Origin of the sequence: Paraburkholderia lebeckiae, from assembly GCF_050436325.1 — a bacterium.
GTDB classification, from domain to species: domain Bacteria; phylum Pseudomonadota; class Gammaproteobacteria; order Burkholderiales; family Burkholderiaceae; genus Paraburkholderia; species Paraburkholderia tuberum.
Genome location: NZ_JBNDLZ010000002.1, coordinates 2,374,558 through 2,399,017, shown reverse-complemented (window position 1 = coordinate 2,399,017; position 24,460 = coordinate 2,374,558). Strand labels below are relative to the sequence as shown.

The window sequence follows — 24,460 nt, the reverse complement described above, 5'->3', positions numbered from 1 at the left end:
CAGGCAAACCAGGCATGAGCCGCGCGCCGCGCCGTGTGCTGGCTCGCGCAATGTCGTGCGGCATCCAACAGGGTCCGCCGCAATGTCGGACGGCGGCCACCGCTCGGGGCGCGTCAACGTGTTTCGACCTGACCGGCACGATGGTCCTTCCACGCGCAAAACCCTTATACGACAGGGCTTCGTCGATTTCCTCAGGATACTTGACTAAGACTGGCACAGCCTGTGCATTAGTGATGTCCGAGCAAACGAATTGCTCGAAACCACTCGCAACACTGCGAACACTTCTTTCAGGAGACTCACCATGAAAACGCTGATGATCAAAGACCTGTCCGTCACCGAACAACTCGACAGCAAAGCCATGCAAGCCGTACGCGGCGGCTTCGGCCCGAGCAAGTACTATAGCTTCGCCCCGGTCTATGCGCCGACCAGCGTCAAGAACAGCACCACCACGCAAGTGATCAGTAACGAACTGAACTTCCAGAACGCCAACGGCAACGATGTTGCGTTCGCCACCGGCATCACGTCGGACTTCTCGCCGTATATCAATTCGAGCAACAGCAACCACTAATAGTGCGTGGTGCGGCGAGGCGCCCGCAGCCGCGGGCCGCTTCGTCGCAAGCCATTCATGTCCGCTTTCCGTACGTCTTTGGAGAAACGCCATGTCATCCCTCATGATTCGCGATCTGTCCGGCACGCGCGAACTCGACCGCCGGGCCATGTCCGGGATCGCCGGCGGCACCGGCAGCAACGTGCCCATGCCCTCGGGCCTTGGTGGTCTCGGCAGCCTTGCCGGCATCGCCAACGTCAACGTCAACGTCAACGTCATTCAGAATCTGGCTCAGCAGCAAATCGTCAACGTCGCAGCGCTCAATGACATCGGTTCGATCGGCCCAGGCGTCGTGCTGCCGCTGAAGCTGAAAGTCGACCCTATCCTGTCGGGCGCCAATTACTCCGCCGTGTAAGCCAGGGCAGCAGCGGGGGACTGGGGGTTCCTTCACTGCCGCGGCAACACCACGGCCATGCGCGCCGCGAGCGGATTTCCTATACTGATAGTGCGTTGAGACCTCAGTACAACGAATAACACGCCGAACACATTCCGGGCACGGCGGCCGGCACCCGAACGGGTCTGGCCGCCGGAGCGTTTTTCTGGAGCCATCATGGCCAAGCTGAGCATCAAGGATCTGACCGAAAGCGTCGAACTGGACCGCGAGGCGATGGCCGCGATCGTCGGCGGCGCCCGAGTCGGCGCGCGCTCGAGTCTCGCCGCGCCGCTGGTGCCGGCCGCGATGCGCGTCGTCGAGTACCCGCCGGGCTTTCCGGCCGCGCATCTGCGTATCGCGGAAGCAGCCTTGCCGCGTAGACGCCAGCGCCGCTAGCATTGCTCGCCGGGGCGTTTCACCATCACGGCACGCGCATATGGCGCGTGCCGTTTCTGTTTGCGCTTGCGATTGAGTGTTGGACGCCTGAGTTCGCCACGCGCGACGCTGCGCTGCGCCCCAACCATTCGCACGTGACTCGTGGGACGCGCGCAAACACTTCGACGCGCAATCGCGATCGTGTTCAGTGCGATTCAACGCGGCTCTCGCGCGGATCCTTGCCAGGCTTCGCATCGCGGCCCCCGCTCCATGTTGCGGCGCACGTTCCCTCACCTTGGCATAGGCCTTGCAGAAAGCTATGCGGGCGCCGCACTGTGCTCGCCTTTCCACGTCCAGGAGAAATGCCATGAAAGCCACTTTGATCATCAAAGACCTGCCGCCCGGCGCGGGCGAGCCATCCGACGAGAAAACGCTGACCGCCGAACAGATGAAGACGCTGCGCGGCGGCCGCTCGGTAGTCGTCAAGGTGGACGGTGGCGGCACGGGTACCGTCGACGATTGGGACATCAACACCGCGATCTTCGAAGGCCGCATCGGCGGAACCTATCTATAGGACGCGCGACGTGTCCGCAATTGGAAAAACGGCACCCTGCTCAGGTTTTGAGCGCGACGAGTGCCATTTCAATTGGCTCGAGATCTCCGCACGCGCCGCGCGTCGTCCCGGTGATCTGATTAAAAGGATCGACCTTGGGCACAAGGTTTGCTGCCTAGGGATTACCCTGCGGCCTTGTGGCCAATGTAGATAAAGCAGGTCTCTCTCAACCAGGCGGAGGTCATAAGATGCTAGGAACCATTCTTCTAATCGTGCTGATTCTGCTGCTGATCGGCGCTTTTCCGGCGTGGCCACACAGCCGATCGTGGGGCTATGGTCCGACCGGCGGACTCGGCATCGTACTGATCGTGGTAATCGTTCTGCTGGTTGCCGGTGTGATATAGACCACGCGTAGCGGACTGGAACATGAGGCGGGCCGCCGTCTATCCGCGCGATGTCGCGTGCCGGTAGGTGGCGGCTTCGCTTTTTCGTCGTTGCCGGAGCACTCGATGGAAGAGTTACTGGCCAATCACGTCGCGCTGATTACCGGCGCGAATTCGGGAATCGGCGGGTCGGCGCCATGGAAGATATCGGCAAGGCGGCCGTATGTCTCCGGGCTTTTCGAACAATGGCTAAAGCCCGATATGCGGACCATCGGCGTCGCGGTCGATCGATTGCTCGAATAGATCGACATCTTCGAGCCAGGCACGCTGCCTGCTGAAACTCCCGCGTATTCGAACTTCAATACGAAAGGAGATGACATCATGCCTTACCTACTTGGCTGGCTGCTCGGCGTTCCAGTGATTGTACTGATCATCCTGTACCTCATTTTCCATTGATATCGCGCGGTACAGACGATAAGGATGACGTTGTTCCCGCGGCGGCGGTATGCGGATCGTTTCATGGTCAGCGTAGCGCCGCCATCAGCGCGCCCGTCTCTACCAGCAAGCTCCCCATCAGACAGTTCACGATGCGCAGCCGCGTCGGCCGTTGTAGAACCGTACGCAGGCGGTGCGAGAAGATTGCCGTCGATGCGATGCCCAACGCGAACATCAGCGCAAAAGTACTGCCCAGCAAAAGGTACTGATGATTGGCCTATCAATGCGCTTCATTCGACGAAGTACTGACGAACTGTGGAAAGAAAGACGGAAAGAACAATAGCGTTTTCGGATTCAAGCCCGACGTCGCGAAGCCGCGCCAAAACAGACCGCGTTGTCCGGCGCCATGGGACAGAACCGGTGAAGCCGAAAACGTGCCGCGTCTCTATTGTCTGAAGCCCGGATAAACCAGATAAATCGCGCCGGCCCAGCGCAATACGATTAGCGCGCGCTCATCGATCAGCCACAACGAATTCAGACACAACGCCGTAAAGGCGAGTTGCAGCAATACCGCGCAGGTGCCCCCCCCACACACAGGGCAATGCCGCGCACCATCCGGCGCTGAGCGCCCGGCTCATCGTCGGAACATTGACCGGGCCGGGCGAATAAACGAGTACGGCGGAAGCCAGAAGAACGAAACGTACAAGTGGATCGGCATCGGCAAATCAGCGGGCAAAAGAGGGTAGCGATAGACATATGTGGCGACATGCGTCCATGCCCGGCGAGCGCGCCTTCTGGCGTGGGTAACGCCGGAATTCGCCCGCGTGCCGCCTTCCCGTGAAGGCGGCGAGACACCGAAAAAGCGGCTTGTGGCCACGGAGGATCGCCAGCGCGAGGCCGGCGGTCCGGGCGGTTGTCCCGGGCATGAATGCACGCTGAAAATATACCGGGAGCCCCACTGGATAGGCTTCTTAAACGTACCATCTGAAACGGTTGAATCGGAACGATCTTCACCTATAATTGATTTTTTAAAAATATCCTTCACATAACGTCGATGAGTACCCGAAACCGCCCGCTCGACGCCCTCGATCGCAAGATCATGCGCGAGCTTCAGAAGAACGCCCGGCTCAGCAATGCGGAGCTTGCCGAACTGGTCGGCATGTCGACCACCGCGTGCTGGAATCGCACGCGGCACCTCGAAAACGAAGGGTATATCCGCGGCTATGTCGCATTGCTCGATCAGCAAAAGCTCGGCTTCGCGGACGTCGTGCTGCTCGAAGTCACGCTGGACCGCCACGACGAAAATGCGCTCGCACGCTTCGGCGCCGAACTCGCCACGCTCAGCGAAGTGCTCGAAGCGTACCTGGTGTCTGGCGACTACGACTACCTGGTCAAGGTCGCGGTAGACGGCACCGCGGGCTACGAGCGTTTCCTGCGCGAAAAGCTCTACAAGATCGCAGGCATTCGCCATAGCCGCTCGATGTTCGCGCTGCGCTGCATGAAGAGCATTCCGTCAATCGCAATCTGATTGACAAGACTGCGCGCGCTTCAATGCGCGGCCCGCGAGGCGGCGATGATCGCGTCGGCCACGGCCTGCGGCTGGCTCAGCATCGCGACATGGCTCGTGGCGACGCGCGTGATCTTCGCGTCGATGTGTTTCGCCATCTCCAGTTGCAAGGACGGATCGATCATGCGGTCGCGGCCCGATACCACGAAGTACGACGGCTTGCCATGCCACGCGGCGTTCGTCACCTTGTCGTCGATACAGCCAGCGGCCCAGGGCTGCTGGGTCGCCGCGATCAGGCGCTTCTGCGGCAGCGGCAGATCCTGCGCGAAGTCGTCCAGCACCGCCTGGGTCGATAGCGTCAGATAACCCGCCGAGTCCTTGCGCAATTCGCTCGCCCAGACCGGCGGAGGTTGGTCCCTCGTGAGGTCGGCAATGGACTGACTGTTGTCCGGCGCAAATGCCGCGACGTACACGAGGCTCTTCACCTTGTCGTCGTTGCCGGCCTCGCTGACCACCACGCCGCCCCATGAATGGCCGACCAGAATCACAGGCCCGTTCTGCTGCGCGATCACGCGCCGGGTTGCCGCCACGTCGTCGGCAAGCGAGCTCAGCGGATTCTGCACGGCCACCACGTGCAGGCCGCGCGCTTCGAGCAATGGGATCACTTTGTCCCAGCTGGACCCGTCAGCGAAAGCGCCGTGTACGAGAACGACATTCTTGCCCTTCAGGTCATCGGACGGCGCGGCCTGCGCGGACTCCGTGGCCTGCAACGCGAACAGTCCGCCCAGCAACAGAACGGAACCCAGAATTTTTTTCAGCAGCGTGGTCATCGTTATTGTCTCGACAGGTTGAGTTAAACAAGGAGTCCGCGCGTCGACGTGAGCCGATGCACGCGGACGGCCTGCTCATTTGCATCGATCACGAATGCGCGTAGATGGAACCGAGGCCGACGATGTTGGAGCCGTCGTACATGCGATCCGCCGCCGCACGCTTCATCGACACGTGCGAGCCCGAAGCGGAACTGCCGTTCGCGACGCCACCGTAGGCGGCCGCGTCATGGCCCGCGCTGATGCGCGCCTCGGCCGCTTCGATGTTCTGCGGGTATTGCGTGTTGTCGCTGGCCGGGTTGTAGCCGGCCTTTTCCAACTGGACCAGTTCCGCGCGGACTTCGGCGCGTGTGAGTACCTGTCGCGGTTGCGATTGCGCGAACGAAACGACGGGAACGGCAACGAGTGCGGCGACGATCAGCGATTGAACGAGTTTCATGAGTCTTCTCCGGGTATCAAAACATTCAGGGATCAACGAATCAGGAGTGCGCGTAGATCGCGCCGAGGCCGACGACGTTCGAGCCGTCGTTGGCGCCATTCGCGGCCGCATGCTTCATCGGCACACGCGAGCTGGAAGCCGAGCTGCCATTCGCGACACCGCCGTAGGCGGTAGCGTCGCTGCCGGCGCTGATGCGCGCTTCTGCCGCTTCGATGTTCCGCGGGTATTGCGCGTTGTCGCTGGCCGGGCTATAGCCGGCCTTCTGCAACTGGACCACCTCAGCGCGGACTTCGGCACGTGTGAGTGCCTGTTGCGGTTGCGATTGCGCGAACGAAACGACGGGAACGGCGACGAGTGCGGCGACGATCAGCGATTGAACGAGTTTCATGAGTCTTCTCCGGGTATCAAACCATCAGGGATAAGGATTGAGCGGGACGCGAAGCCATCGACGCGGATACACTGTGACGTCCCACCTGATTCACGCAACGTTGTGAATCAACCTTGCGTGAAGACATTAGAACGCTCCAACGTATCTGCAATGTTTTCGTCACCCCCATTTCTGCAAGCGTGTTTGTCTGCGTATGCCGTTGATACATTGCGATACAAAAACCGACTTCCGAACATGCCGTGCAGGGACGGCGTCGCATGCGTCGTGCGGGTTGCAGGTGTGTTGCAAATGGCCCGCTCATGAAAAAACCCCAGCAGCCGTACGTTCGACTGCTGGGGTTCCGTTCAGAAGAAGCCGGCGCGCGCCGGCTCCATCAAAGGCGGGTGACGTCGAGAATCGCATCCGCAAAAGCTTTCGGCGCTTCCTGCGGCAGGTTATGGCCGATGCCGCCGCTGACATTGCGGTGCTGATACTTGCCGGTAAACTTCTTCGGGTATGCTGCGGGCTCGGGATGCGCGGCGCCGTTCGCATCGCCTTCGAGTGTGATGGTCGGCACTGCGATCGTCGGTCCGGTGGCGAGGCGCTTTTCGAGTTCGTCGTATTGCGGCTCGCCCCGCGCGAGTCCCAGACGCCAGCGATAGTTGTGAATGACCACGGCAACATGGTCCGGGTTATTGAACGATTCGGCGGAGCGCTCGAACGTGGCGTCGTCGAAATTCCATTTCGGCGAGGCGGTATGCCAGATCAGCTTGTTGAAGTCATGACGGTTCGCTTCATAGCCCGCGCGGCCGCGCTCCGTGGCGAAATAGAACTGATACCACCACGCGAGCTCGGCCTTCGGCGGCAACGGCGCGCGGTTCGCGTCCTGGCTGCCGATGAGATAGCCGCTCACCGACACCATCGCCTTCACGCGTTGCGGCCACAGCGCGGCGACGATGTTCACCGTGCGCGCGCCCCAGTCGAAGCCGCCGAGCACGGCCTTGTCGATTTTCAGCGCGTCCATCAGGTTGATGATGTCGACCGCGACCACCGCCTGTTGACCGTTGCGCGGCGTATCCGCCGACAGAAAACGCGTGCCGCCGTAGCCGCGCAGGTAAGGCACGATCACGCGATAACCGGCCGCCGTCAGCAACGGCGTCACTTCGGCGAAGCTGTAGATGTCGTAAGGCCAGCCATGCAGCAGAATGACCACCGGTCCGTTCTGTGGGCCCGCTTCCGCGTAGCTGACGTTCAGCGTGCCCGCGTTGATCGAGCGAATGTTCTCGAACGACGCGACCCGCGCGCCCGCCTTTGCATTACCAGCCGTGTCGGCCGATTGCGCATGCGCGAGGCTGCTCAGTCCCAATTCGAGCAGGCTGAGACCGGCAACTGTTGTTCCGAGAAAGCGGCGGCGACGGCTATTGATCTGATCCGACATGGTTATTCTCCTTTTATCAGGCTTTGATACGGAATTGATCGGGTCCGCTCGCGCGCGATATCGCACAGCCGCATGCGAGCGCCGTGCAGGCAGAGCGGACTTCAATGGCAATCTGAAACGAATCGAACGAGACGGGTAGAGCGAATCTGAAACCGGAGATGCCTTGACGACTGAGCCACTGGCTTACCGCTGTCGCGACGCTTGAGATGGATAGTGACACCGCAACCCTTCATCAGCAAGAGCAACTAAGTTCACATATCGTTGCCTTGTAGGCAACGCATTAATTGCAATCGACAAATCACATGCGCGAGATCAACCAGCAACGCCTTCGCTACTTCAACGAGGTGCTCACGCACGGCACCATACGCGGCGCCGCCGAAAGCATCAATACGTCGCCCTCTGTGATCACACGGCAGATCAAGCTGCTCGAGGACGAACTCGGCACCGTGCTGTTCGAGCGGCAGGCGCGCGGGGTCAGGCCAACCGAAGCGGCCACGCATCTGCTCGAATTCTGGCGCGGCTACCGTTCGCAGCAGGAGAAGCTCGAAGATCAATTGCATGCGTTGAAAGGCCTGCAGCGAGGGCAGATCCGGCTCGCGGTCAGTGAAGGCTTCGTCGATACGCTGGTCGACGATGTGCTCGCGCCATTCTGTGTCCAATATCCAGAACTCGAAATCGGCCTCGATATGCTCGCGGTCGACGCGATCCAGGAAGAAGTCGCCGAAAGTCGTGCGCATATCGGGCTTGCGTACAATCCGCCGCCTCATGCGCGTCTCGAGCATCGCGCGAGTTCGCCGCAGCCGGTCGTGTTGTTGCTAAGAAGCGACCATCCGCTCGCGAAGCGCAAACGACCCGCGACGCTCGACGACCTGCGCGCGTGGCCGCTCGCGTTGATGCCACCCACCTTTGGGATCGGTCATGTCGTCAAGATGACGGAACTCGCCGAAAACGTGTCGATTCCCGCGACGCTGACCACCAACTCACTGAGCGCATTGAAGCGCTTCGTCACGGTCGACAACTTCATGACGCTGATCGGCGAATTCGCTGCCTACCGCGAAATCGCGAGCGGCGAATTGACGACGATACCAATCGCGCATCCGCTGTTTTCCGGCGCGCAGGCGCGTGTGCTCGTCAAGACCGGCCGTCCGCTCGCACCGGGACCTCTCGAATTGCTGCGCTGGATCGAGGAGCGTATGCCGATGTTCTCCACGTCCAGCGCAAATAGCGTCGCAGCCGCGACGGGAACCGCGGTGCGTAAGCGCAGGGCGCGCTGAGCCAGCGTTCGGCTATCGCCGCCTCGCCCCCCGCGCGCATCGGTTCCTCAACCGATTTGTGTCCCAATGTATCCGCGCCATACGCAGACACACTACATTGCAAGCGCGCCTGATCCCGACATAAACCAGATACGTGCGGGCGTTCCAATACGGCCATCCCAGCCAACGGAACGCCCATCATGCACAGTACTCTCGAAACTCCGCTCGCCCTGCTCGCCGGGCTGCTGACGATTGCCTCTCCCTGCGTGCTGCCGGTGATGCCGATCCTGCTCGGCACTTCCGTCGAACGACCGAGCCGCACGCGGCCACTGTTCATCGTCGCCGGCTTCATTCTGACTTTCGCGTCTTTCGCGCTGCTATTGGGCGCGGTGTCGAGCACCGTGCACGTCGCGCAACAGGTACTGCGCAATACCGGCATTGCGTTGCTCGCACTGTCCGGGCTTCTGCGTATCTGGCCGCGACCTTACGACTGGCTCGTCGCGCAACTGCAAGGGCCGCTCGACCGCATCGGCGCGGCTATTGCGCCAGGTACGCAACCCGGCAGCGGCAACGCGGGCGGCTTCGTGCTCGGCATGTCGCTCGGCGCGGTATGGACGCCCTGCGCCGGCCCCGTGCTCGCGTCGATTCTGGTGCTCGTCGTGAAGGCTCAGGATCTCGGTTGGTCGGCTCTGTTGCTCACGCTGTATGCGATCGGCGCGGCGATTCCGATGCTCGCGATCATCTACGGCGGCCATTACGTGACGCGTCATGTCCGTGTGGTCTCACGTCACGCGGAGCGCCTGCAACAGGTATTCGGCGTACTGGTGATGCTGACCGCCCTCGCCATCTATTTGCAGTACGACGTGCTGCTGTACGCACGGCTCGCCGGTCTTTTCCCCTCACTCAAAGGACTTTGACATGACTACCCGCTTGAAAACCTTCGCACTGTCCACCGCGTTTGCCGCCTGCGCGTTGATCGCGACGAGTACGGTCGCCATCGCCGCGCCGCAGGAAAGCGGCTCGCCCGCACCCGAGCTCACAGGCATCACGCAATGGCTCAATAGCGAGCCGCTCAAATTGCAGCAATTGCGCGGCAAAGTGGTACTCGTCGACTTCTGGACCTATAGCTGTATCAATTGCGCCAACACGCTGCCTTACGTGAAAAGCTGGAACCAGAAGTACAAGGATCAGGGGCTCACGGTGATCGGCGTGCATACGCCGGAATATCCGTTCGAACGCGACACCGGCAATGTGAAGACCGCGCTGAAACGGCTCGGTATCAGCTATCCGGTTGCGCAGGACAACCAGTACGCGACCTGGAATGCCTATAACAACCAGTACTGGCCCGCGTTCTATCTGATCGACAAGCAAGGTCATATCGTCTACACGCACTTTGGAGAAGGCGACTATGCGCAGACCGAAGCCAGGATTCAGGCGCTGCTCGCGCAGAAGAATTGACGAAGCGTTTGCTGACTCGTAGAACGGGAAAGCCCGCTGCACCCACGCGATCGGGTGCAGCGGGCCTTCGTTTTTGGCGGACGACTAAAAGAGGTAGTTGGCGAAAAGGCCGTAAGTAATCTGACTCGTCTTTTCGGTGATGGGGCTGTCGGTCGCGTCGCCGCGCAGCCAAGCGAACGACACGCTCGCGCCGACGTTCCAACGCGTCGCGATCCGGTAAACCCCGTTGACTGAGAAGCGCAACTGGTTCAAACCGGAGCTGGCCGAGTAGGTCGGCAATCCCGAGCGCGCGCTCTGGCCGGAATTCACGCCAAAATAGGTTTCGTTGTACTTGTCGCTTCCCCACGTCAGGCCCGGGCCTGCGCTGAGCGTCAGTTGCGGAATGGGTTGATAGCGTCCCAACAGATCGAAAGTCGCGACGGTGCCGCGATCGTTGCCGGCAATATCGGTCAAAACGCTCGCGCGCGCCGTGACGAACTCCCACGTATAAACACCGAACAGCTCCGCGTGCGCGGTGCGTTTGACGTCGCCGAGTCCGTGCAGCCGCGAGTCGTCGGACTCGCTGCGCGGTTCGATGAAATCGTAGGTCACCGCCGCGCCGACGCGCCAGTTACTATCACGATACAGATATGCGCCCAGCGATAGCACTGACCCCGCGTCTGGATTCGCGCCGATAAAGAAGCGGTCGTAATTCACGCTCACCGACGGCAGCACTTCCCATTTCGTGCCACTCGCGCCCGGAAATTTCGGCATGTTCACGACCCCTGCGCCAACCGCAAAGCGCCACGGGCTCGCGCTCGCGCCAGGCGCCTGCGTCACTTCCGGCGCGCCGATGGAGAACAGGCTTTCCGACAAACCGAGCGTATCGTCGGCCATCGCGGTGACGGCAAACAGCGACAAGGCAGCCCCCGCCAACACCTTGAGCATACGCGGCTTTGACACATCGATCATTTCTGTTTCTCCGTGAAAAAATTAAAAAAGACTGAATGCGATTTTTTCGATCCCGGCATTCATGGAGTGGCGGCGAAATTGTGAAATAGTTGAGTTTCTAATTGCATCGGCGTTAAAAGAATGACCGGTCGCCTCGCTCGAAAATGGCGATGATAGAAGATACGTTTGTAATAGCCGATGCATCCGCTTTATTGGGACGTTTGTTTGGCACGCCTCTTCCTCCCAAGCGGGTAGGGAATCGCGCCTTATTTCGGAGATTCATTTACAGAATACGTGGCGTGAGCATAGCCCGTTCTTTTTGCCCGTCGCAAGCATATTTTTCTAATTACATGCTGCAACCGCATAATCGAGTAATAGATGCAATTTCAATGCTTGTATCAGCGACGCGGAATTTGCCATCCTCGTTCGCAGGCGATAATCTGTGCGGGCTTGACTTTCGCGTCGCCAAGTGTGAAATGTAGTCAGATGGCGGCTTTCGATGCACGGTGATCTACGTTACGGGTGCGCTATGCCTTCAGGAAAATACATCGGCGATAAAACAGTCAGTCCGTCGTTTTCATGTCTTTGTGACAAGTCTCAAGCGCAGTATGCCAACCGCCGTATCAGTGCCGATCTGTCGCGGCGCGGCTTCGTCACCGGTCTCGCCGCTTCGATGCTGAGCCTGGTTTTGCCCGGTCTTGGCAATGCTCAAACCACCCAACCGCCAGCACCGCCGGCCAAGCCGGTGCTGTTCACGAACTTCCGCTTGTTCGACGGCAAATCGTCGACGTTGCGTGACGGTCTCCATATGGTTGTCGAGGGTGACAGCATCAGCCAGTTGGGTCAGGGTCAACCGGCTTCGATCGACGGCAAAACGCTCGTCGATTGCGGTGGCAAGGTGATGATGCCCGGCATGATCGACATGCACTGGCACGCGCTGCTCGCGGCAGTGCCGATTCAGGTCATCCTTCAATCCGACATTGCATTCGTCCATCTTGCGGCAAGCGCTGAAGCCGAACGTACACTACTGCGCGGCTTCACAACGATACGCGACGCGGGCGGCCCGTCATTCGCGCTGAAGCAGGCAATCGATAGCGGCATGATTTCCGGGCCGCGAATCTATCCGTCCGGCGCGATGATCACGACCACCGGCGGTCACGGCGATTTTCGTGCGCTGAGCGATCTGCCGCGCACCGGCAGCCAGGTCACCCAACTGGAACGGGACGGCGGCTTCGCGATCGCCGACAGCGAAGACGAAATCCGCTTGCGGGTGCGCGAGCAGTTCATTCAGGGCGCGACGCAGATCAAGCTGGTCGGAGCCGGTGGGGTATCGACGCCGCGCAGCCCGCTCGACATGCTCACGTTTACCGAAAGGCAGTTGCGCGCGGCCGTCGAAACAGCGGCCGACTGGGGCACCTATATTCTCTCGCATGCGTACACGCCCGAAGCGGTTCAGCGCTCCGTTGCGGCAGGCGTGCAGTGCATCGAGCACGGTCATCTGATGGACGACAGGACTGCGGCGTTGATGGCGAAGAACGGCACCTGGTTGAGCACGCAGCCGTTCGTCAACGAAGACGACGCGGGTCCGCTCGCCCCACCGATCCGCGAAAAATTTCTTCAAGTGATCGCGGGCACCGACAGGGTTTTCAAACTCGCGCGCAAGCATGGCATCAAGGTCGCGTTCGGCACGGACCTGATCTTTTCGCAGGCCGTGGCCGCACGGCAAGGCACGATGCTCACGCATATGAAGGGGTGGTATAGCGCAACCGAAGCATTGAGCATCGCAACGGGCACCAATGGCCAACTACTCGCGCTGTCCGGGCACCGAAATCCGTACCCGCGCAAGCTCGGCGTACTCGAGGAAGGTGCGTACGCCGATCTGCTGCTCGTCGACGGCAATCCGCTCGAGAATCTCGACCTGATCGCGAACCCGGAGCAGAACCTGCGCATCGTGATGAAGGATGGAAAGTTCTACAAGAACACGCTGAAAGCGTAATCAGCAATACAGGCGGGCGCGCAACCTGGCGCGCCCGCATTCGCTACACCGTCACACTATTTAGCCGTGCCCCTGCAGACGGATATCGCGCGACGATGCGCCGACGTACACCGAGCTGCCCGGCACATAGAGCCAACGGTTGCTCGTCGTATCCCACACGCTCTGCATGCGCTGCGTCACGACAACGTGCACACGACGCGATTCGCCCGGGTTAAGACCCACCTTGTCCCAGCCGACGAGACGCCGCGGCGGTTCACCCTGATACGGCACGCCGACGTACACCTGCGGCACTTCCGCACCGGCGACGCGACCATCGTTACGCACGTTGAACGACACGTCGATCAGGCCGCCCGGCAGATGCTGAACCGACAGACCCGAGTACGCGAAGTGCGTGTATGACAGGCCATAGCCAAACTCGAACATCGGCGTGATGTTCTGCGAGTCGTACCAGCGATAGCCCATATCGAGCTTCTCGGCGTACACCGGGTTCGCCGCAAACGCGCCATTCGTGCCCCACGTCGGCGTATCCTGGTCGCGCACCGGGAACGTGACGGGCAGCTTGCCGGAAGGATTGACCTTGCCGAACAGCACGTTCGCAATCGCGTTGCCGCCGCCTTCGCCCGGATACCATGCTTCGATGATCGCCGACACCCTATCCTTCCACGGCATCAGCACCGGGTTGCCGCTTTCGACGACGACGATCGTGTGCGGATTGGCCGCCGCAACCGCTTCGACGAGTGCATCCTGGTTGGTCGGATTCGCGAGGCCCAGGCTCGGCAGATCGCCGATATCCTCACCGGCCGGCTGCGCGACCACGACGATCGCGACGTCGGAGTTGGCCGCCAGCGTGGCCGCCTGGGTGATCTGCTGCTGCGTGTAGGCGGCAAACGGCGACTGCTGATCGCTGTTGCCGGCGAAGGTCACCGTGGCCTGCGGCGCGAGCGCCTTGATTGCCGACACGATCGGCGTATTCAGCTTCAGCCACGGGTTCGTCCACCAGCTGCAGCCCGTCTCCGTGCCGAACGTCAAGCCGCCGCAACCGGCGAACGCGCCCGTCACCGGATCGCGCGTGTTGCCTGAACCGCCGCCCGTCAGCACCGCCGCGTCGGCATGGCCGCCGATCACCGCGATACGCGACAGCGAACCAGCGGCGAGCGGCAGCTGATTGCTGGCGTTCTTCAGCAAGACCATCGACTGCTCTTCGACCGACTGCGTGAAGGCTCTCGCGGCCGAGAAGTCGATGGTCGCGCCACCCTTCGGCGGATCGTCCATCACGCCGGTGCGGATCATCACATACAGCTTGCGCTCGACCATGTCGTCGAGGCGCGCGGTCGACACCGAGCCGTTCGCGATCGCCTGTTTGACCAGCGTGGGCGTCAGATAGACGGTCGAACCGACGTCTTCTTCCTCGTCGAGACCCGCATTGATCGCCGGTGCCGTGCTATGCGTCGCGCCCCAGTCCGACTGCACCTGACCTTCGAAGTGCCAGTCATTCTTCAGCACGTCGTTGAGAATGTGCGGGTTCTCGCAGGCTTGGATGCCGTTGACCTCGTTGTAGCTGCACATCACGCTGCCGGGCTGCGCGCGGCGTGCGGCGATTTCGAACGGCAGCAGATAGAGCTCGCGCATCGTGCGCTCGTCGATCTGGCTGTTGCCGCCGCCGCGGTTATGTTCCTGCTCGTTGCCCATGTAGTGCTTGATCGTCGCGATGACCTTCTGGCTTTGCGTGCCGTCGGTGCGCTCGGCGAGCATCTCGCCGGCAAGCACCGGATCTTCGCCGAGATACTCGAAGAGCCGGCCACCGCGTGGCTCACGCGCGAGGTTGGTGCCACCGCCGAGCCCCATGCCGAAGCCCTGCTGACGCAACTGGATCGCGATCTGCTTGCCGAAGTTCCACGACAGCGCGCGGTCCCAGCTCGCCGCTACCGCGAGCGTCGCCGGGAAGGTCGTCGATGGCTGGTTGGTGCTGCCCGAACCCGTGGCCGAGTCGACCATGTTCAGGTCGGGAATGCCGAGACGCGGCACGCCCTGAATGTAGCCCGCGCCGCCGCCCGGCACGGCGGACATCGCGTACTGCGAGTGAATGAACTGCAGCTTTTCGTCGATCGTCATTTTGTTGACGAGCGTTTCCGCGCGCCGATGCGCCGCGGCCGACGCGAACGCGTTCAGCACCGTCGACATGGGCGCGAAGTCGAGACCGGGAGTGGGTATTTCCGCGTGCGCAGCGGCGCTCACGGCCGCCGCAATCGCGACGGCCGGCCATAGTTTCTTCTGCATAGGTGTCTCTCCGAAATTGTGCTTTTCTGGGGCAACGGAGCGCGTCGGGGGGTGGGAAACGGACGCGAAAACAGGCATGCAGCGATGACTGCAAACGTTTGCCTGTGGAAAGAAGAATCGGCGCAACTGGATGGGCTGTAGCGACTCTCCGTGGTGAGTAATGTAGGAATGTAGTCTGACTACAGCATCAGTATTTATACCAATATGTGTAATTTTATGCGTAATGGTGCGTAAGGCTTTTCCGACACAGGCTAATTGAAAGTTATCGAATCAAAGCGAATAAAGACTCGTCATTTGGTGCGGGTTTTTATTCAAATTGGTGAGTGGGCATTTGCGCATTGACAACAAAAAAGCCGCCGTCTAGTTTACTGGAAACCGCATCCCTTAAACTGGATTACATGGACATCAACGCCCTGATCGCGCGCCGGATCAAAGAACTGCGCGACGCTCAAAATTGGTCGCTCGATGCACTGGCCGAGCGCAGCACGGTCAGCCGCTCGAATATCTCGCTGATCGAGCGCGGTCAGAGCAGCCCTACCGCGACCGTGCTCGACAAGCTCGCGACCGCGTTGAACGTGCCGCTCGCGTCGCTATTCGAGCAGGATGGCGCGCCGGCTGCCGAGCCATCGCCGGTCAGTCGCGCGACCGAGCAGGCGGTGTGGACCGATCCGAGCTCGGGGTATGTGCGACGTCATCTGTCGCCGACCGCGCGCTCGGCGATCCAGTTGGTCGAGGTCAATTTTCCCGCCGGTCAGCGCGTCAGTTACGAAACCGGCGCGCGCGACGCGGACATTCATCAACAGGTGTGGATGCTCGACGGGTCGATGGAAATCACGGTCGGCGACACCAGCTGGCGGCTCAAGACCGGCGACTGCCTGGCGATGCGGCTCGATAGCCCGATCGTGTTCCGTAACCCCACTCGCAAACGCGCGCGGTATCTCGTCGCGCTGACCACATCGGCAGTCAACGAACGGAGAAACGGATGAGCGATAACGTGACCGTACGGCGCGTGGGCGCGAACGAAGCTTCGGCCTGCGTCGAAGCGCTCGCCGACGTGCTGATCGACTGCGTGGAAGGCGGAGCATCGGTTAGCTTCATGCTGCCGATCTCGCGTAACACGGCGCTCGCGTTCTGGCGCAACGTCGTAGAGAGCATCGCGCGTGGCGAGCGCGTATTGCTGATCGCCGAAGATCGCAGCGGCGATATCGTGGGCACCGTGCAGCTGATTACCGCGCAACCCGAAAATCAGCCACATCGCGCCGACGTCGCGAAGATGCTCGTGCACAGAAAAGCACGCCGGCGCGGCGTCGCGCACGCTCTGATGAGCGAACTCGATCGCATCGCGCGGGAAGAGAGAAAGTCGGTTCTCGTGCTCGACACCGTAACCGGTGGCGATGCCGAGCGACTCTATCAGCGCGCCGGCTGGCAACGCGTCGGCAGCGTACCGAATTACGCGCTGATGCCCGACGGCGCATTTTGCGCCACGACGTTCTATTGCAAACAGCTTTGACTGCGCTGGCAGTGCGCTCCGCGCAAGTGTTTGAAAATTTCAACTACCTGCCTATAATGCGAGCACCGCATATGACGGCCGATATCGGAGCAAATCCTTGTACTCGGACTTCCTGACTTTCAGGCTCGATCTGACCAGCGCGTTGCTGATCAATCGCGCGAACATGGTCTATCGCGAGCGCTGGGATCTCGACGTGCGTGCGCTGCGCGTGCTGCGCCTCGTCTGCGCGGAGCCCGACATCACGCCCAAGGCCGTTTCGCAGCGCGCGCTGATCGAAAAGACGCTGCTTTCCAAAGTCCTCGCCGAGCTTCAAACCCGCGGCCTGATCACGCGCAACATGCATGCGTCGGACCGTCGTAGCATCGCGTTACGCGCCACCGCGCACGGCCTCGAGGTCGCGCAGGCGTCCGAAGCGGTGGGCACCGAGCTCGAGGTCGAGCTCGCGAAGGCGCTCAGCGCGAACGAACGCAAAACGCTCGAACGTCTGCTTGGCAAGCTTTCACACAGCCTGCTCGAAAGCGAGTCCGCAAGCGCGCCGCCTGCGCGATCCTGACAGACGATCCGCATTTCGCCGCCTTCCCTGGCGTCCACGCCAACAAGGAGTCCTCCATGTCGAAGCTGATCGAAGCGATCTACAAAGACATGTACGCACACGCCGAACTGTCGATGCAGGCGCTGCGCACCGCAGGCATCGTCGCCGACCAGGTTGAAACCATTCAGTGAATTCACACGCCGTCTATACCATTCTCGATCTGATCGGCACCTTCGTGTTCGCGATCAGCGGCGCGGTCGCCGCGCGTCAACGACGGCTCGACCTGTTCGGCATCGTCGTGATCGCCTTCATGGTCGCGTGCGGCGGCGGCATCGTGCGCGACGTGTGCATCGGCGCGATCCCACCGGCCGGGCTGTCGAACTGGCGCTATCTGGCCACCGCGCTCACCGCGTCGGCGGTGACGATTCTCGCGTATCCGCAAGTGCGCCGGCTGCGTCAGCCGGTGCTGTTCTTCGACGCGATCGGGCTCGGTCTGTTCGCGGTGTCGGGTGCGCAGAAAGCGCTCACGTACGGCCACAATGCCGAACTCGCGATTCTGCTCGGCGTCGTCAGCGCGGTGGGCGGCGGAGTGATGCGCGACGTCGTGCTCTCGCGCGTACCCGCGATTCTCGAGCGCGAAATCTATGCGTCGGCCGCGCTGTTCGGCGCGGCGGTGCAGGTCGGTTTTTCGTACGCGGGCTGGACGGACTGGTGGACGCCATGGTTCGCGACGTTGGCTTGCGTGTTGGTGCGGCTCGCGTCGCTGCGCTACGGCTGGCGGCTGCCGGTCTTCCAGGGCAGACGCACGGCCGAGACCCGCGACAATCCATAACAGGTCCTGCGCGCTTCAGCTCGCGGTTTGCGGAATCAGCACCGCTGCCCCGCCACGTTGTCTCGTGCGTTCCACCGGCTCTCTCCGTTCATTCCACATGTCGATCCGCTCGCGACGAAGTGCGTGGTCATGTGCCGCCCGCCATGCCCGGCAGCAGATCGCGATAGATATGAATCATCGCGGGCCCCATCAGCACGACGAGCAGCGCCGGAAAAATGCAGAACATCAACGGAAACAGCAATTTCAGCGCGATCTTCGCGGCCCGCTCCTCGGCGCGCATCCGGCGGCGCGTGCGCAGCGTATCGGACAGCTTGCGGGCGGGCCACCCGCGCTCGGCATCGCGCTAGTCGTGTGCGAGGTGCCGCCGCTCACGTTCGTCGCGCATCGGTGCTGGACCTATCGCTGAATACGAAGCATGCACAAGGCGACTCACGTCGCGCGCAACGCCTTCTGACACGCCGCGAGTACCGCGCCGGCCGCCAGCAGCAGCGCCGAATACACGAGCCCGCGCGCGAGCCCGGCGCCATCCGACACCCAGCCGATCACGACCGGCCCGACGATCTGCCCGAACGCGAACACGATCGTGAAGGCGCTGATGCCCTTCGCCCAGTGGCTCGCGGGCAGATTGTGGCGCACGAACGCGGTCGTCGAAGCGACCGCCGACAGGAACGTCGCGCCGAACAGCGCGCCCGAAACGAACGCGACCCACGGCTGCGTGAAGAGCGCGGGCAGCAGCGTCGCGATCGCCAGCAGCGCGTTGAGCAGGGCGAGCGCCTGGCCCCCGCGCATGCGATCGAGCAGCGTCGACCAGATCCGCGCCGATACCACGGTCGCCGCGCCGAGCAGTAGATAGAAAACGGTGACGACCGCCGCGCTCATGCCGGCGTTGCGCAGCAGCGCCACGATGAACGTCATGTAGCCGATATAGCCGATGCCGAATAGTCCGTAGCCCGCGAGCGCGGCCGCGAAGTGCGGCCAGCCCGGGGCGGGGGTGGCGCCGGTTGCATGCGCCGCAGCCGCCGCGCTCGTGTGCGCGCGCTCGATCCTGCGCGACGCGCCGATCGCGACCGCGGCGAACAGCGCGCAGGCCGCCGCGAGCGCGAACCACGCGAATTGCCAGCCGTGGGCGGCATCAAGGATCGTCACCGGCACCAGCACCGACGACGCGACGATCCCCCAACCCGTACCGCCGTAATACAGACCGAGCACGAGCCCCGCGTCGCGCGGTCGCGCCGACGCGAGCCGCGCCGCAAGCACGCCGCCGCCGATGAAGATCGCCGCGCTGCTCGCACCGGTGATCACGCGCAGCGTCAGCAGCGCATGCGTGCTGGCGGTGAGGCCGCTGCCGGCCATCAGCAGCGCGGTCAGCACGCAACCGGCCGCGAACAGCGCGCCGGCCGACCAGCGGCGCGCGAGGCGCGGAAACACGAGCGCGCCGAGCAGATAGCCGAGCGCGTTGGCGGTGTTCATCGCGCCGGCCTGCGCAAAGCTCCAGCCGAGGTCGAGTTTCATCGACGGCAACAGCAGCGCGTACGCGAAGCGCGCGAAGCCGAGCGCTGTCGCGCTGCCGAGCGATAGCGCAGCGGCCAGCAGCAGGGTCGGCACACGTTCGGCGGTGGTCATTGATGGGGCGTGCGATGCGGTGTCGGCGGAACGGGAGGACATGGGCGGACGGACGTGAACGGAAACGCTGTGAGCCGATTCTACCTGGAGCGACGACGAAAGTCGCGGAATGTGCGCGCCTTACCCGCCCGCCCCTTCCGGCGCATGCGGCACGAGCCGCGCCTTCGCGTGGCGCATCTTTTCCAGCGTCTCGGGCCCGGCCTTCAGCGCGACGCCGATCGCGAGCGCATCCATGATGCACAGATGCACGAGCCGCGACACGCCTGGCGTGTTCGGATCGATCGGGCTCGCCACGCGCAGCAGCAGCGGAATATCGACGAGCCATGCGAGTCGCGAGCCGACGTTGGTCAGCGCGATCGTTGTCGCGCCGCGCTCCTTCGCGATCTGGATGCTTTCATTCACTTCGACGCTGCGCCCCGAATGCGAGATTGCAAACGCGACGTCGCCCGGCTCCATCAGACCGGCGTATAGACGCTGCAAATGTCCATCGGTAAACGCGGCCGCCGCGATGTCGATGCGCAAAAAACGCAGCGCCGCGTCCTGCGCGACGAGCCCCGAGCCTGAGCCCACGCCGAAGAAAAACACGCGTCGGGCGCTCGAAAGCGCCGCGATCGCGCTTTCGACCACGGCAGGATCGAGCGCGCCGCGCGCATGCGTGATGCCGTCGATCGCCGCTTCGCCGACCTTGTCCATCAAGGTCTGCACGTCGTCGTCGCGCGCGACCGCGGTCGATGCATACGGCAGCCCGCCCGCGACGCTCTGCGCGAGCTGCATCTTGAAGTCGCGCAGACCGTGCGCACCGATCGCCCGGCAAAAACGCGTGACGGAAGGCTCGGACACTTCGGCGCGCTGCGCGAGTTCGGTGATGCTCGCGCGCATCGCGAAGTCGACGTCGGCGAGCACCATGTCGGCGACCTTGCGCTCGGCGGGCCGCAGACTCGCGAGTGCGTTGCGGATGTGGGGAATCAAGTTCGGTGCGGACACCCGGTGTTCCTTAGGGGCTGTTTCATATGGATCCGCGTCGCTCGCAGCTTCTTCGGCTTCAATCGGCCTGATCGAAGTTCAAGCCGCACGCGGTTCAGACCAGCCTGCGTCCACTCTCCGTATCGAACAGATGGATGTGTTCGGCCGGCAGACGCAGCGCGACACGCTGACCGGGCTCGATCTTCGAGCGCTCGCGCGTGGTCACGCACCACGAAGCGCCGCCAATTTTCCCGTACAAGTGCGTTTCGGCGCCAGTTGGCTCGATCACTTCGACGTCGAGCGCGGCATCCGGTATCTGCGTCGTGATCTCGACGTGCTCGGGCCGCACGCCGAGCGTGGCCTTCGCACCGACCACGGCCGACGCAGGCGTGCGTTCGAGCGCGACCTCGCTGCCGTCCGCAAGCTTCAACGCGAGGCCCGCACCCTGCGTGCGATTGACGATCACGCCCTCGGCGAAATTCATCGACGGCGAGCCGAGGAAGCTCGCGACGAACAGATTCGCCGGCCGGTCATAGAGTTCGAGCGGACGGCCGATCTGCTCGATACGTCCCGCGTTCATCACGACGATGCGATCGGCCATCGTCATCGCTTCGATCTGATCGTGGGTGACGTAGATCACGGTGTTCTTCAAGCGCTGATGCAGCGCCTTGATTTCGGTGCGCATCTGCACGCGCAGCTTTGCGTCGAGATTCGACAGCGGTTCGTCGAACAGGAACAGCGACGGCTCGCGCACCACCGCGCGGCCCATCGCCACGCGTTGCCGCTGACCGCCCGACAGTGCGCGCGGCAAGCGGTCCAGATAGCCACTGAGGTTCAGCATCTTCGCGGCCGCATCGATGCGCGGCTTGAATTTCTCCGAGGATTCCTTGCGGATTCTCGGACCGAACGCGATGTTTTCATACACCGACAGATGCGGATACAGCGCGTAGCTCTGGAACACCATCGAGATGTTGCGCTGCTGCGGCGCGAGCGTATTCGCGCGCGTGCCGCCGATCATCAGCTCGCCGCCGCTGATTTCCTCGAGTCCGGCCACCATCCGCATCAGCGTGCTCTTGCCGCAGCCCGACGGACCAACCAGCACGACGAACTCGCCGTCGTCGATGTCGAGATCGATGCCGTGCACGACCTGGGTGTCGCCATAGCGTTTGAAGATGCCGCTCAGTTGCACTGCTGCCATGCTGTCCTCATTGTCTTGCTGTGTGTTGTATTGCCGATGTTGTATTGCCGGTGTCGTAGTGCACGCGCCGCGCGCGGCTCAGAACGACTCGAGCGTCAGCTCCTGCGCCATCAGGCGGTTGCCCGCCATCAAGCCGCCGTCGACCGGCAACGCGACGCCGGTGATCACGCGCGCTTGCGGCGATGCGAGGAACAGCACCGCATCGGCGATGTCGTCGGGCGTCGCGAAGTCGCGCAACGGGTACCACTTCTTCAGTTCCTCGAACACCTGAGGATTCTTGTCGACACGCGCCTGCCACGCCTGCGTCTTCACAGTGCCCGGACACACGATGTTCGCGCGAATGCCAAAGCGGCCCAGCTCGACCGCGAGCGCCTTCGTATAGCTGATCAGGCCGGCCTTCGCGGCGCTATATGCCGGATGACCGAGCGCGGCGAGACCGTTCACCGAGCCGATCAGCACGAGCGCGCCGCGCCGCCGTTCGATCATCGACGCGCGCACCGCCTCCACCGTGTGATACGTGCCATTCAGATTCAGATGGATGTCGCGCTGCCAGCTGGCGGCGTCGGTGGTCGCGAGCGACGCGCCGAGCGCCGCGCCCGCGTTCGCGACCAGCACGTCGACCGGTCCACGCTGCGCGACCGCCGCGGCCACCGCGTGCTGCACCGCAGCGGCGTCGCCGAGGTCGACCGCGACCGGCACGACCTTGTCCGAACCCCGGCGCGCGCCGAGTCGCGCGCTCAACGATTGCAGCGCGGGCGCGTCGATATCGAGCGCGAGCACGGTGTCACCCGCCTCGACGAAGCGCTCGCATAACACGCTGCCAATACCGCCGCATGCGCCCGTTACCAATACGACACGATCCATGTGTTCCTCGCTCGTTGGCCTGGCCGTTTCGGCCGTCTTGCCGGCGCCGTCCGCCACCCGGCTCGCGCTACGTGCAACGCTGTAAATTTCCTACATATCCAACCCGCGACGACTGCCGGCCGTCCCGAAGAGTGGGTTTCGCATCCGTCGCGCAGTGCAGAATACCCCATGCTTTACAGCATCTTATGCACAAAACAGCCCGCGAAAAAATATCGAAGACCCTACGTGACAAGCTATTTTGCGTCATGTAGGATTTTTTCAAACAATTTACCCCAGGCGGCCGGCAACGGCAGCAAACCACCCCCAGGAGAGAGAAAAATGTCGTTGCATGCCCGTGCTTCCCTCGCGCTAGGCAAAGTCGCCGTGGCGCTCGCGTTTGCAGGTATCGCCGTCTCGGCCCACGCCGACACGGTCCGCGTGACGGTCGCTCACTACAGCGACGCGACCGCGCCGTACTTCGAGAAAATGGCCCGCAACTTCGAGAAGGCCAATCCCGGCACGACCATCAAGATCGAAGACGTGAACTGGGACACGCTGCAACAGAAGCTGCAAACGGACATCTCCGGCGGCGCCAACGCGGACCTCGCGATCGTCGGCACGCGCTGGCTCCTCGACTTCGTGAAGGACGACGTCGCCGAGCCGCTCGACGGCTATATGGACGCGAACTTCAAGGCACGCTTCATCGGTCCTTTCCTCGCGCCTGGCCAGATCAACGGCAAGACCTACGGCCTGCCGATCGCCGCTTCCGCGCGCGCGCTCTACTACAACAAGGATCTGCTCGCGAAGGTCGGCTACCCCGACGGCCCGAAGACCTGGAATGAAGTGATCGATGCATCGAAGAAGCTGAAAGCGCAAGGCATCGCCGGCTTCGGTCTGCAAGGCAAGGAAATCGAAACCGACGTCTACTATTACTACGCGCTGTGGACGATGGGCGGCGACGTGGTCGGCAAGGACGGCAAGGCCGCGTTCAATTCGCCGGCGGGCGTGAAGGCCGCGACGATGTACAAGCAGATGATCGACCAGGGACTCACGCAACCGGGCGTCACCGGCTATAGCCGCGAAGACGTGCAGAACCTGTTCAAGCAGGGCCGCGTCGCGATGGTGATCTCCGCGCCGTTCCTCGCCAAGCAGATCAAGAAGGAAGCACCGAACCTGAAGTACGGTATCGACCCGGTACCGATGGGCACGACACACGCCACCTACGCGGTCACCGACTCGATCGTGATGTTCAAGAACTCGAAGGCGAAGAAGACCGCGTGGAAGTTCCTCGACTATCTGTTCACGAAGGAACCGCGCGTCGAGTTCACGACGACCGAAGGCTTCCTGCCGACCACGAAGGCCGAAGCGGCTGACCCGGCGTTCAACGATCCGGACATCAAGGCATTCATCGCACTGCTGCCCACGGCTCACTTCGCGCCGACCGTGTCCGGCTGGGAAGACACCGCGAAGGCCGTGACCGACGCGATGCAGGCGATCTACCTGAACAAGGCGCAACCGGCGGAAGCGTTGAATGCGGCCGCTGCGCAGGCGAACAAGTCGCTCGGTCACTGATACGCGGCTTTTGACAGTAACGAGACGAGCAGGGGACGCGCGGCGCCGTAGCTAAAGCGCCGCGCGTTGCGCCGCGCCACTCCCACATTCGAGCCTATGCAGCACGATGCACCCTCCGGCCCATTCCGTCGTGCCCGCCGCCAGAGAGCGGGCGCGTCTTACGATCGAG

General features: G+C 62.5%; 26 protein-coding genes and 2 pseudogenes. 16 read left to right on the top strand and 12 right to left on the bottom strand.

Annotated features, from left to right (window positions below):
• Window positions 1-301: 301 nt before the first annotated feature.
• From OKW44_RS14260 to OKW44_RS14235, 6 genes are all read left to right on the top strand, one after another.
• On the top strand, window positions 302-568 hold the full coding sequence (locus tag OKW44_RS14260) for a hypothetical protein (RefSeq protein ID WP_018423726.1): 267 nt from the start codon (window positions 302-304) through the stop codon (window positions 566-568).
• Between the two features lie 91 nt (window positions 569-659).
• Entirely contained in the window at window positions 660-962 is a 303-nt protein-coding gene (locus OKW44_RS14255; protein ID WP_026226398.1) for a hypothetical protein, read from the top strand.
• Window positions 963-1,157: 195 nt separating this feature from the next.
• Complete coding sequence (locus tag OKW44_RS14250) at window positions 1,158-1,376, top strand: hypothetical protein (protein WP_018423728.1); 219 nt, start codon at window positions 1,158-1,160, stop codon at window positions 1,374-1,376.
• A gap of 346 nt (window positions 1,377-1,722) precedes the next feature.
• A complete protein-coding gene (locus tag OKW44_RS14245) occupies window positions 1,723-1,929 on the top strand; it encodes a hypothetical protein (protein WP_018423730.1) in 207 nt (68 codons plus the stop codon).
• Between the two features lie 227 nt (window positions 1,930-2,156).
• Window positions 2,157-2,312 (top strand): DUF3309 family protein, encoded by a 156-nt coding sequence (locus OKW44_RS14240; RefSeq protein WP_018423731.1) that lies wholly within the window; start codon window positions 2,157-2,159, stop codon window positions 2,310-2,312.
• 105 nt (window positions 2,313-2,417) lie between these two features.
• Window positions 2,418-2,594 (top strand): hypothetical protein, encoded by a 177-nt coding sequence (locus OKW44_RS14235; protein WP_162634081.1) that lies wholly within the window; start codon window positions 2,418-2,420, stop codon window positions 2,592-2,594.
• Between the two features lie 220 nt (window positions 2,595-2,814).
• Here the strand turns inward: OKW44_RS14235 and OKW44_RS14230 are convergent.
• Window positions 2,815-3,444, bottom strand: a pseudogene (locus OKW44_RS14230) (LysE family translocator).
• A gap of 336 nt (window positions 3,445-3,780) precedes the next feature.
• On the opposite strand from OKW44_RS14230, the gene OKW44_RS14225 reads away from it, so the two are divergent.
• Window positions 3,781-4,254, top strand: a complete 474-nt coding sequence (locus OKW44_RS14225; protein ID WP_018423735.1) for an Lrp/AsnC family transcriptional regulator — start codon at window positions 3,781-3,783, stop codon at window positions 4,252-4,254.
• A gap of 20 nt (window positions 4,255-4,274) precedes the next feature.
• Here OKW44_RS14225 and OKW44_RS14220 read toward each other — a convergent pair whose 3' ends face one another.
• From OKW44_RS14220 to OKW44_RS14205, 4 genes are all read right to left on the bottom strand, one after another.
• Window positions 4,275-5,063, bottom strand: a complete 789-nt coding sequence (locus OKW44_RS14220) for an alpha/beta fold hydrolase (protein WP_018423736.1) — start codon at window positions 5,061-5,063, stop codon at window positions 4,275-4,277.
• Window positions 5,064-5,151: 88 nt separating this feature from the next.
• Window positions 5,152-5,499, bottom strand: coding sequence for a DUF4148 domain-containing protein (locus OKW44_RS14215; protein WP_018423737.1), 348 nt, complete (start codon window positions 5,497-5,499; stop codon window positions 5,152-5,154).
• Between the two features lie 40 nt (window positions 5,500-5,539).
• Window positions 5,540-5,887 (bottom strand): DUF4148 domain-containing protein, encoded by a 348-nt coding sequence (locus OKW44_RS14210; RefSeq protein WP_018423738.1) that lies wholly within the window; start codon window positions 5,885-5,887, stop codon window positions 5,540-5,542.
• Window positions 5,888-6,260: 373 nt separating this feature from the next.
• Entirely contained in the window at window positions 6,261-7,304 is a 1,044-nt protein-coding gene (locus OKW44_RS14205) for an alpha/beta fold hydrolase (protein WP_018423739.1), read from the bottom strand.
• 302 nt (window positions 7,305-7,606) lie between these two features.
• Between OKW44_RS14205 and OKW44_RS14200 the strand changes: the two genes are divergently transcribed.
• The 3 genes from OKW44_RS14200 (at window position 7,607) to OKW44_RS14190 (ending at window position 10,015) form a co-directional block, all read left to right on the top strand.
• Entirely contained in the window at window positions 7,607-8,578 is a 972-nt protein-coding gene (locus OKW44_RS14200; protein WP_018423740.1) for a LysR family transcriptional regulator, read from the top strand.
• Window positions 8,579-8,757: 179 nt separating this feature from the next.
• The gene (locus tag OKW44_RS14195; RefSeq protein ID WP_018423741.1) at window positions 8,758-9,474 is read left to right on the top strand and encodes a cytochrome c biogenesis CcdA family protein; all 717 of its coding nucleotides are present in this window, start codon (window positions 8,758-8,760) and stop codon (window positions 9,472-9,474) included.
• Between the two features lies 1 nt (window position 9,475).
• Window positions 9,476-10,015 carry a thioredoxin family protein gene (locus OKW44_RS14190; protein WP_018423742.1) on the top strand — a complete coding sequence of 180 codons (540 nt, stop codon included), beginning with the start codon at window positions 9,476-9,478 and terminating at the stop codon, window positions 10,013-10,015.
• Window positions 10,016-10,099: 84 nt separating this feature from the next.
• Here the strand turns inward: OKW44_RS14190 and OKW44_RS14185 are convergent, their stop codons facing one another.
• Entirely contained in the window at window positions 10,100-10,966 is an 867-nt protein-coding gene (locus OKW44_RS14185) for a MipA/OmpV family protein (protein WP_018423743.1), read from the bottom strand.
• 652 nt (window positions 10,967-11,618) lie between these two features.
• Here OKW44_RS14185 and OKW44_RS14180 point away from each other — a divergent pair.
• Window positions 11,619-12,941 (top strand): metal-dependent hydrolase family protein, encoded by a 1,323-nt coding sequence (locus OKW44_RS14180; protein WP_026226399.1) that lies wholly within the window; start codon window positions 11,619-11,621, stop codon window positions 12,939-12,941.
• A 60-nt stretch (window positions 12,942-13,001) separates the two neighbouring features.
• Here OKW44_RS14180 and OKW44_RS14175 read toward each other — a convergent pair whose 3' ends face one another.
• Complete coding sequence (locus OKW44_RS14175; protein ID WP_018423745.1) at window positions 13,002-15,218, bottom strand: beta-glucosidase family protein; 2,217 nt, start codon at window positions 15,216-15,218, stop codon at window positions 13,002-13,004.
• Between the two features lie 398 nt (window positions 15,219-15,616).
• Between OKW44_RS14175 and OKW44_RS14170 the strand changes: the two genes are divergently transcribed.
• From OKW44_RS14170 to OKW44_RS14155, 4 genes are all read left to right on the top strand, one after another.
• Window positions 15,617-16,204, top strand: a complete 588-nt coding sequence (locus OKW44_RS14170; protein WP_018423746.1) for a helix-turn-helix domain-containing protein — start codon at window positions 15,617-15,619, stop codon at window positions 16,202-16,204.
• Window positions 16,201-16,728, top strand: coding sequence for a GNAT family N-acetyltransferase (locus OKW44_RS14165; RefSeq protein ID WP_018423747.1), 528 nt, complete (start codon window positions 16,201-16,203; stop codon window positions 16,726-16,728). Before OKW44_RS14170 ends, OKW44_RS14165 begins: the two co-directional genes overlap by 4 nt.
• Window positions 16,729-16,825: 97 nt before the next feature.
• Window positions 16,826-17,281, top strand: coding sequence for a MarR family winged helix-turn-helix transcriptional regulator (locus OKW44_RS14160; protein ID WP_018423748.1), 456 nt, complete (start codon window positions 16,826-16,828; stop codon window positions 17,279-17,281).
• 166 nt (window positions 17,282-17,447) lie between these two features.
• Window positions 17,448-18,092, top strand: coding sequence for a trimeric intracellular cation channel family protein (locus OKW44_RS14155; protein ID WP_018423750.1), 645 nt, complete (start codon window positions 17,448-17,450; stop codon window positions 18,090-18,092).
• Between the two features lie 127 nt (window positions 18,093-18,219).
• Here the strand turns inward: OKW44_RS14155 and OKW44_RS14150 are convergent.
• The 5 genes and pseudogenes from OKW44_RS14150 to OKW44_RS14130 form a co-directional block, all read right to left on the bottom strand.
• Window positions 18,220-18,420 (bottom strand): annotated as a pseudogene (locus OKW44_RS14150) (type II secretion system F family protein); the annotation flags it as partial.
• A gap of 101 nt (window positions 18,421-18,521) precedes the next feature.
• A complete protein-coding gene (locus OKW44_RS14145) occupies window positions 18,522-19,715 on the bottom strand; it encodes a YbfB/YjiJ family MFS transporter (RefSeq protein WP_018423752.1) in 1,194 nt (397 codons plus the stop codon).
• Between the two features lie 120 nt (window positions 19,716-19,835).
• On the bottom strand, window positions 19,836-20,699 hold the full coding sequence (locus OKW44_RS14140; RefSeq protein ID WP_018423753.1) for a MurR/RpiR family transcriptional regulator: 864 nt from the start codon (window positions 20,697-20,699) through the stop codon (window positions 19,836-19,838).
• A gap of 94 nt (window positions 20,700-20,793) precedes the next feature.
• Window positions 20,794-21,876 (bottom strand): ABC transporter ATP-binding protein, encoded by a 1,083-nt coding sequence (locus OKW44_RS14135; protein ID WP_018423754.1) that lies wholly within the window; start codon window positions 21,874-21,876, stop codon window positions 20,794-20,796.
• A gap of 78 nt (window positions 21,877-21,954) precedes the next feature.
• Window positions 21,955-22,740, bottom strand: coding sequence for an SDR family oxidoreductase (locus OKW44_RS14130; RefSeq protein WP_026226401.1), 786 nt, complete (start codon window positions 22,738-22,740; stop codon window positions 21,955-21,957).
• A 318-nt stretch (window positions 22,741-23,058) separates the two neighbouring features.
• Here OKW44_RS14130 and OKW44_RS14125 point away from each other — a divergent pair, with 318 nt between their 5' ends.
• The gene (locus OKW44_RS14125; RefSeq protein ID WP_018423756.1) at window positions 23,059-24,291 is read left to right on the top strand and encodes an ABC transporter substrate-binding protein; all 1,233 of its coding nucleotides are present in this window, start codon (window positions 23,059-23,061) and stop codon (window positions 24,289-24,291) included.
• Window positions 24,292-24,460: the final 169 nt, after the last annotated feature.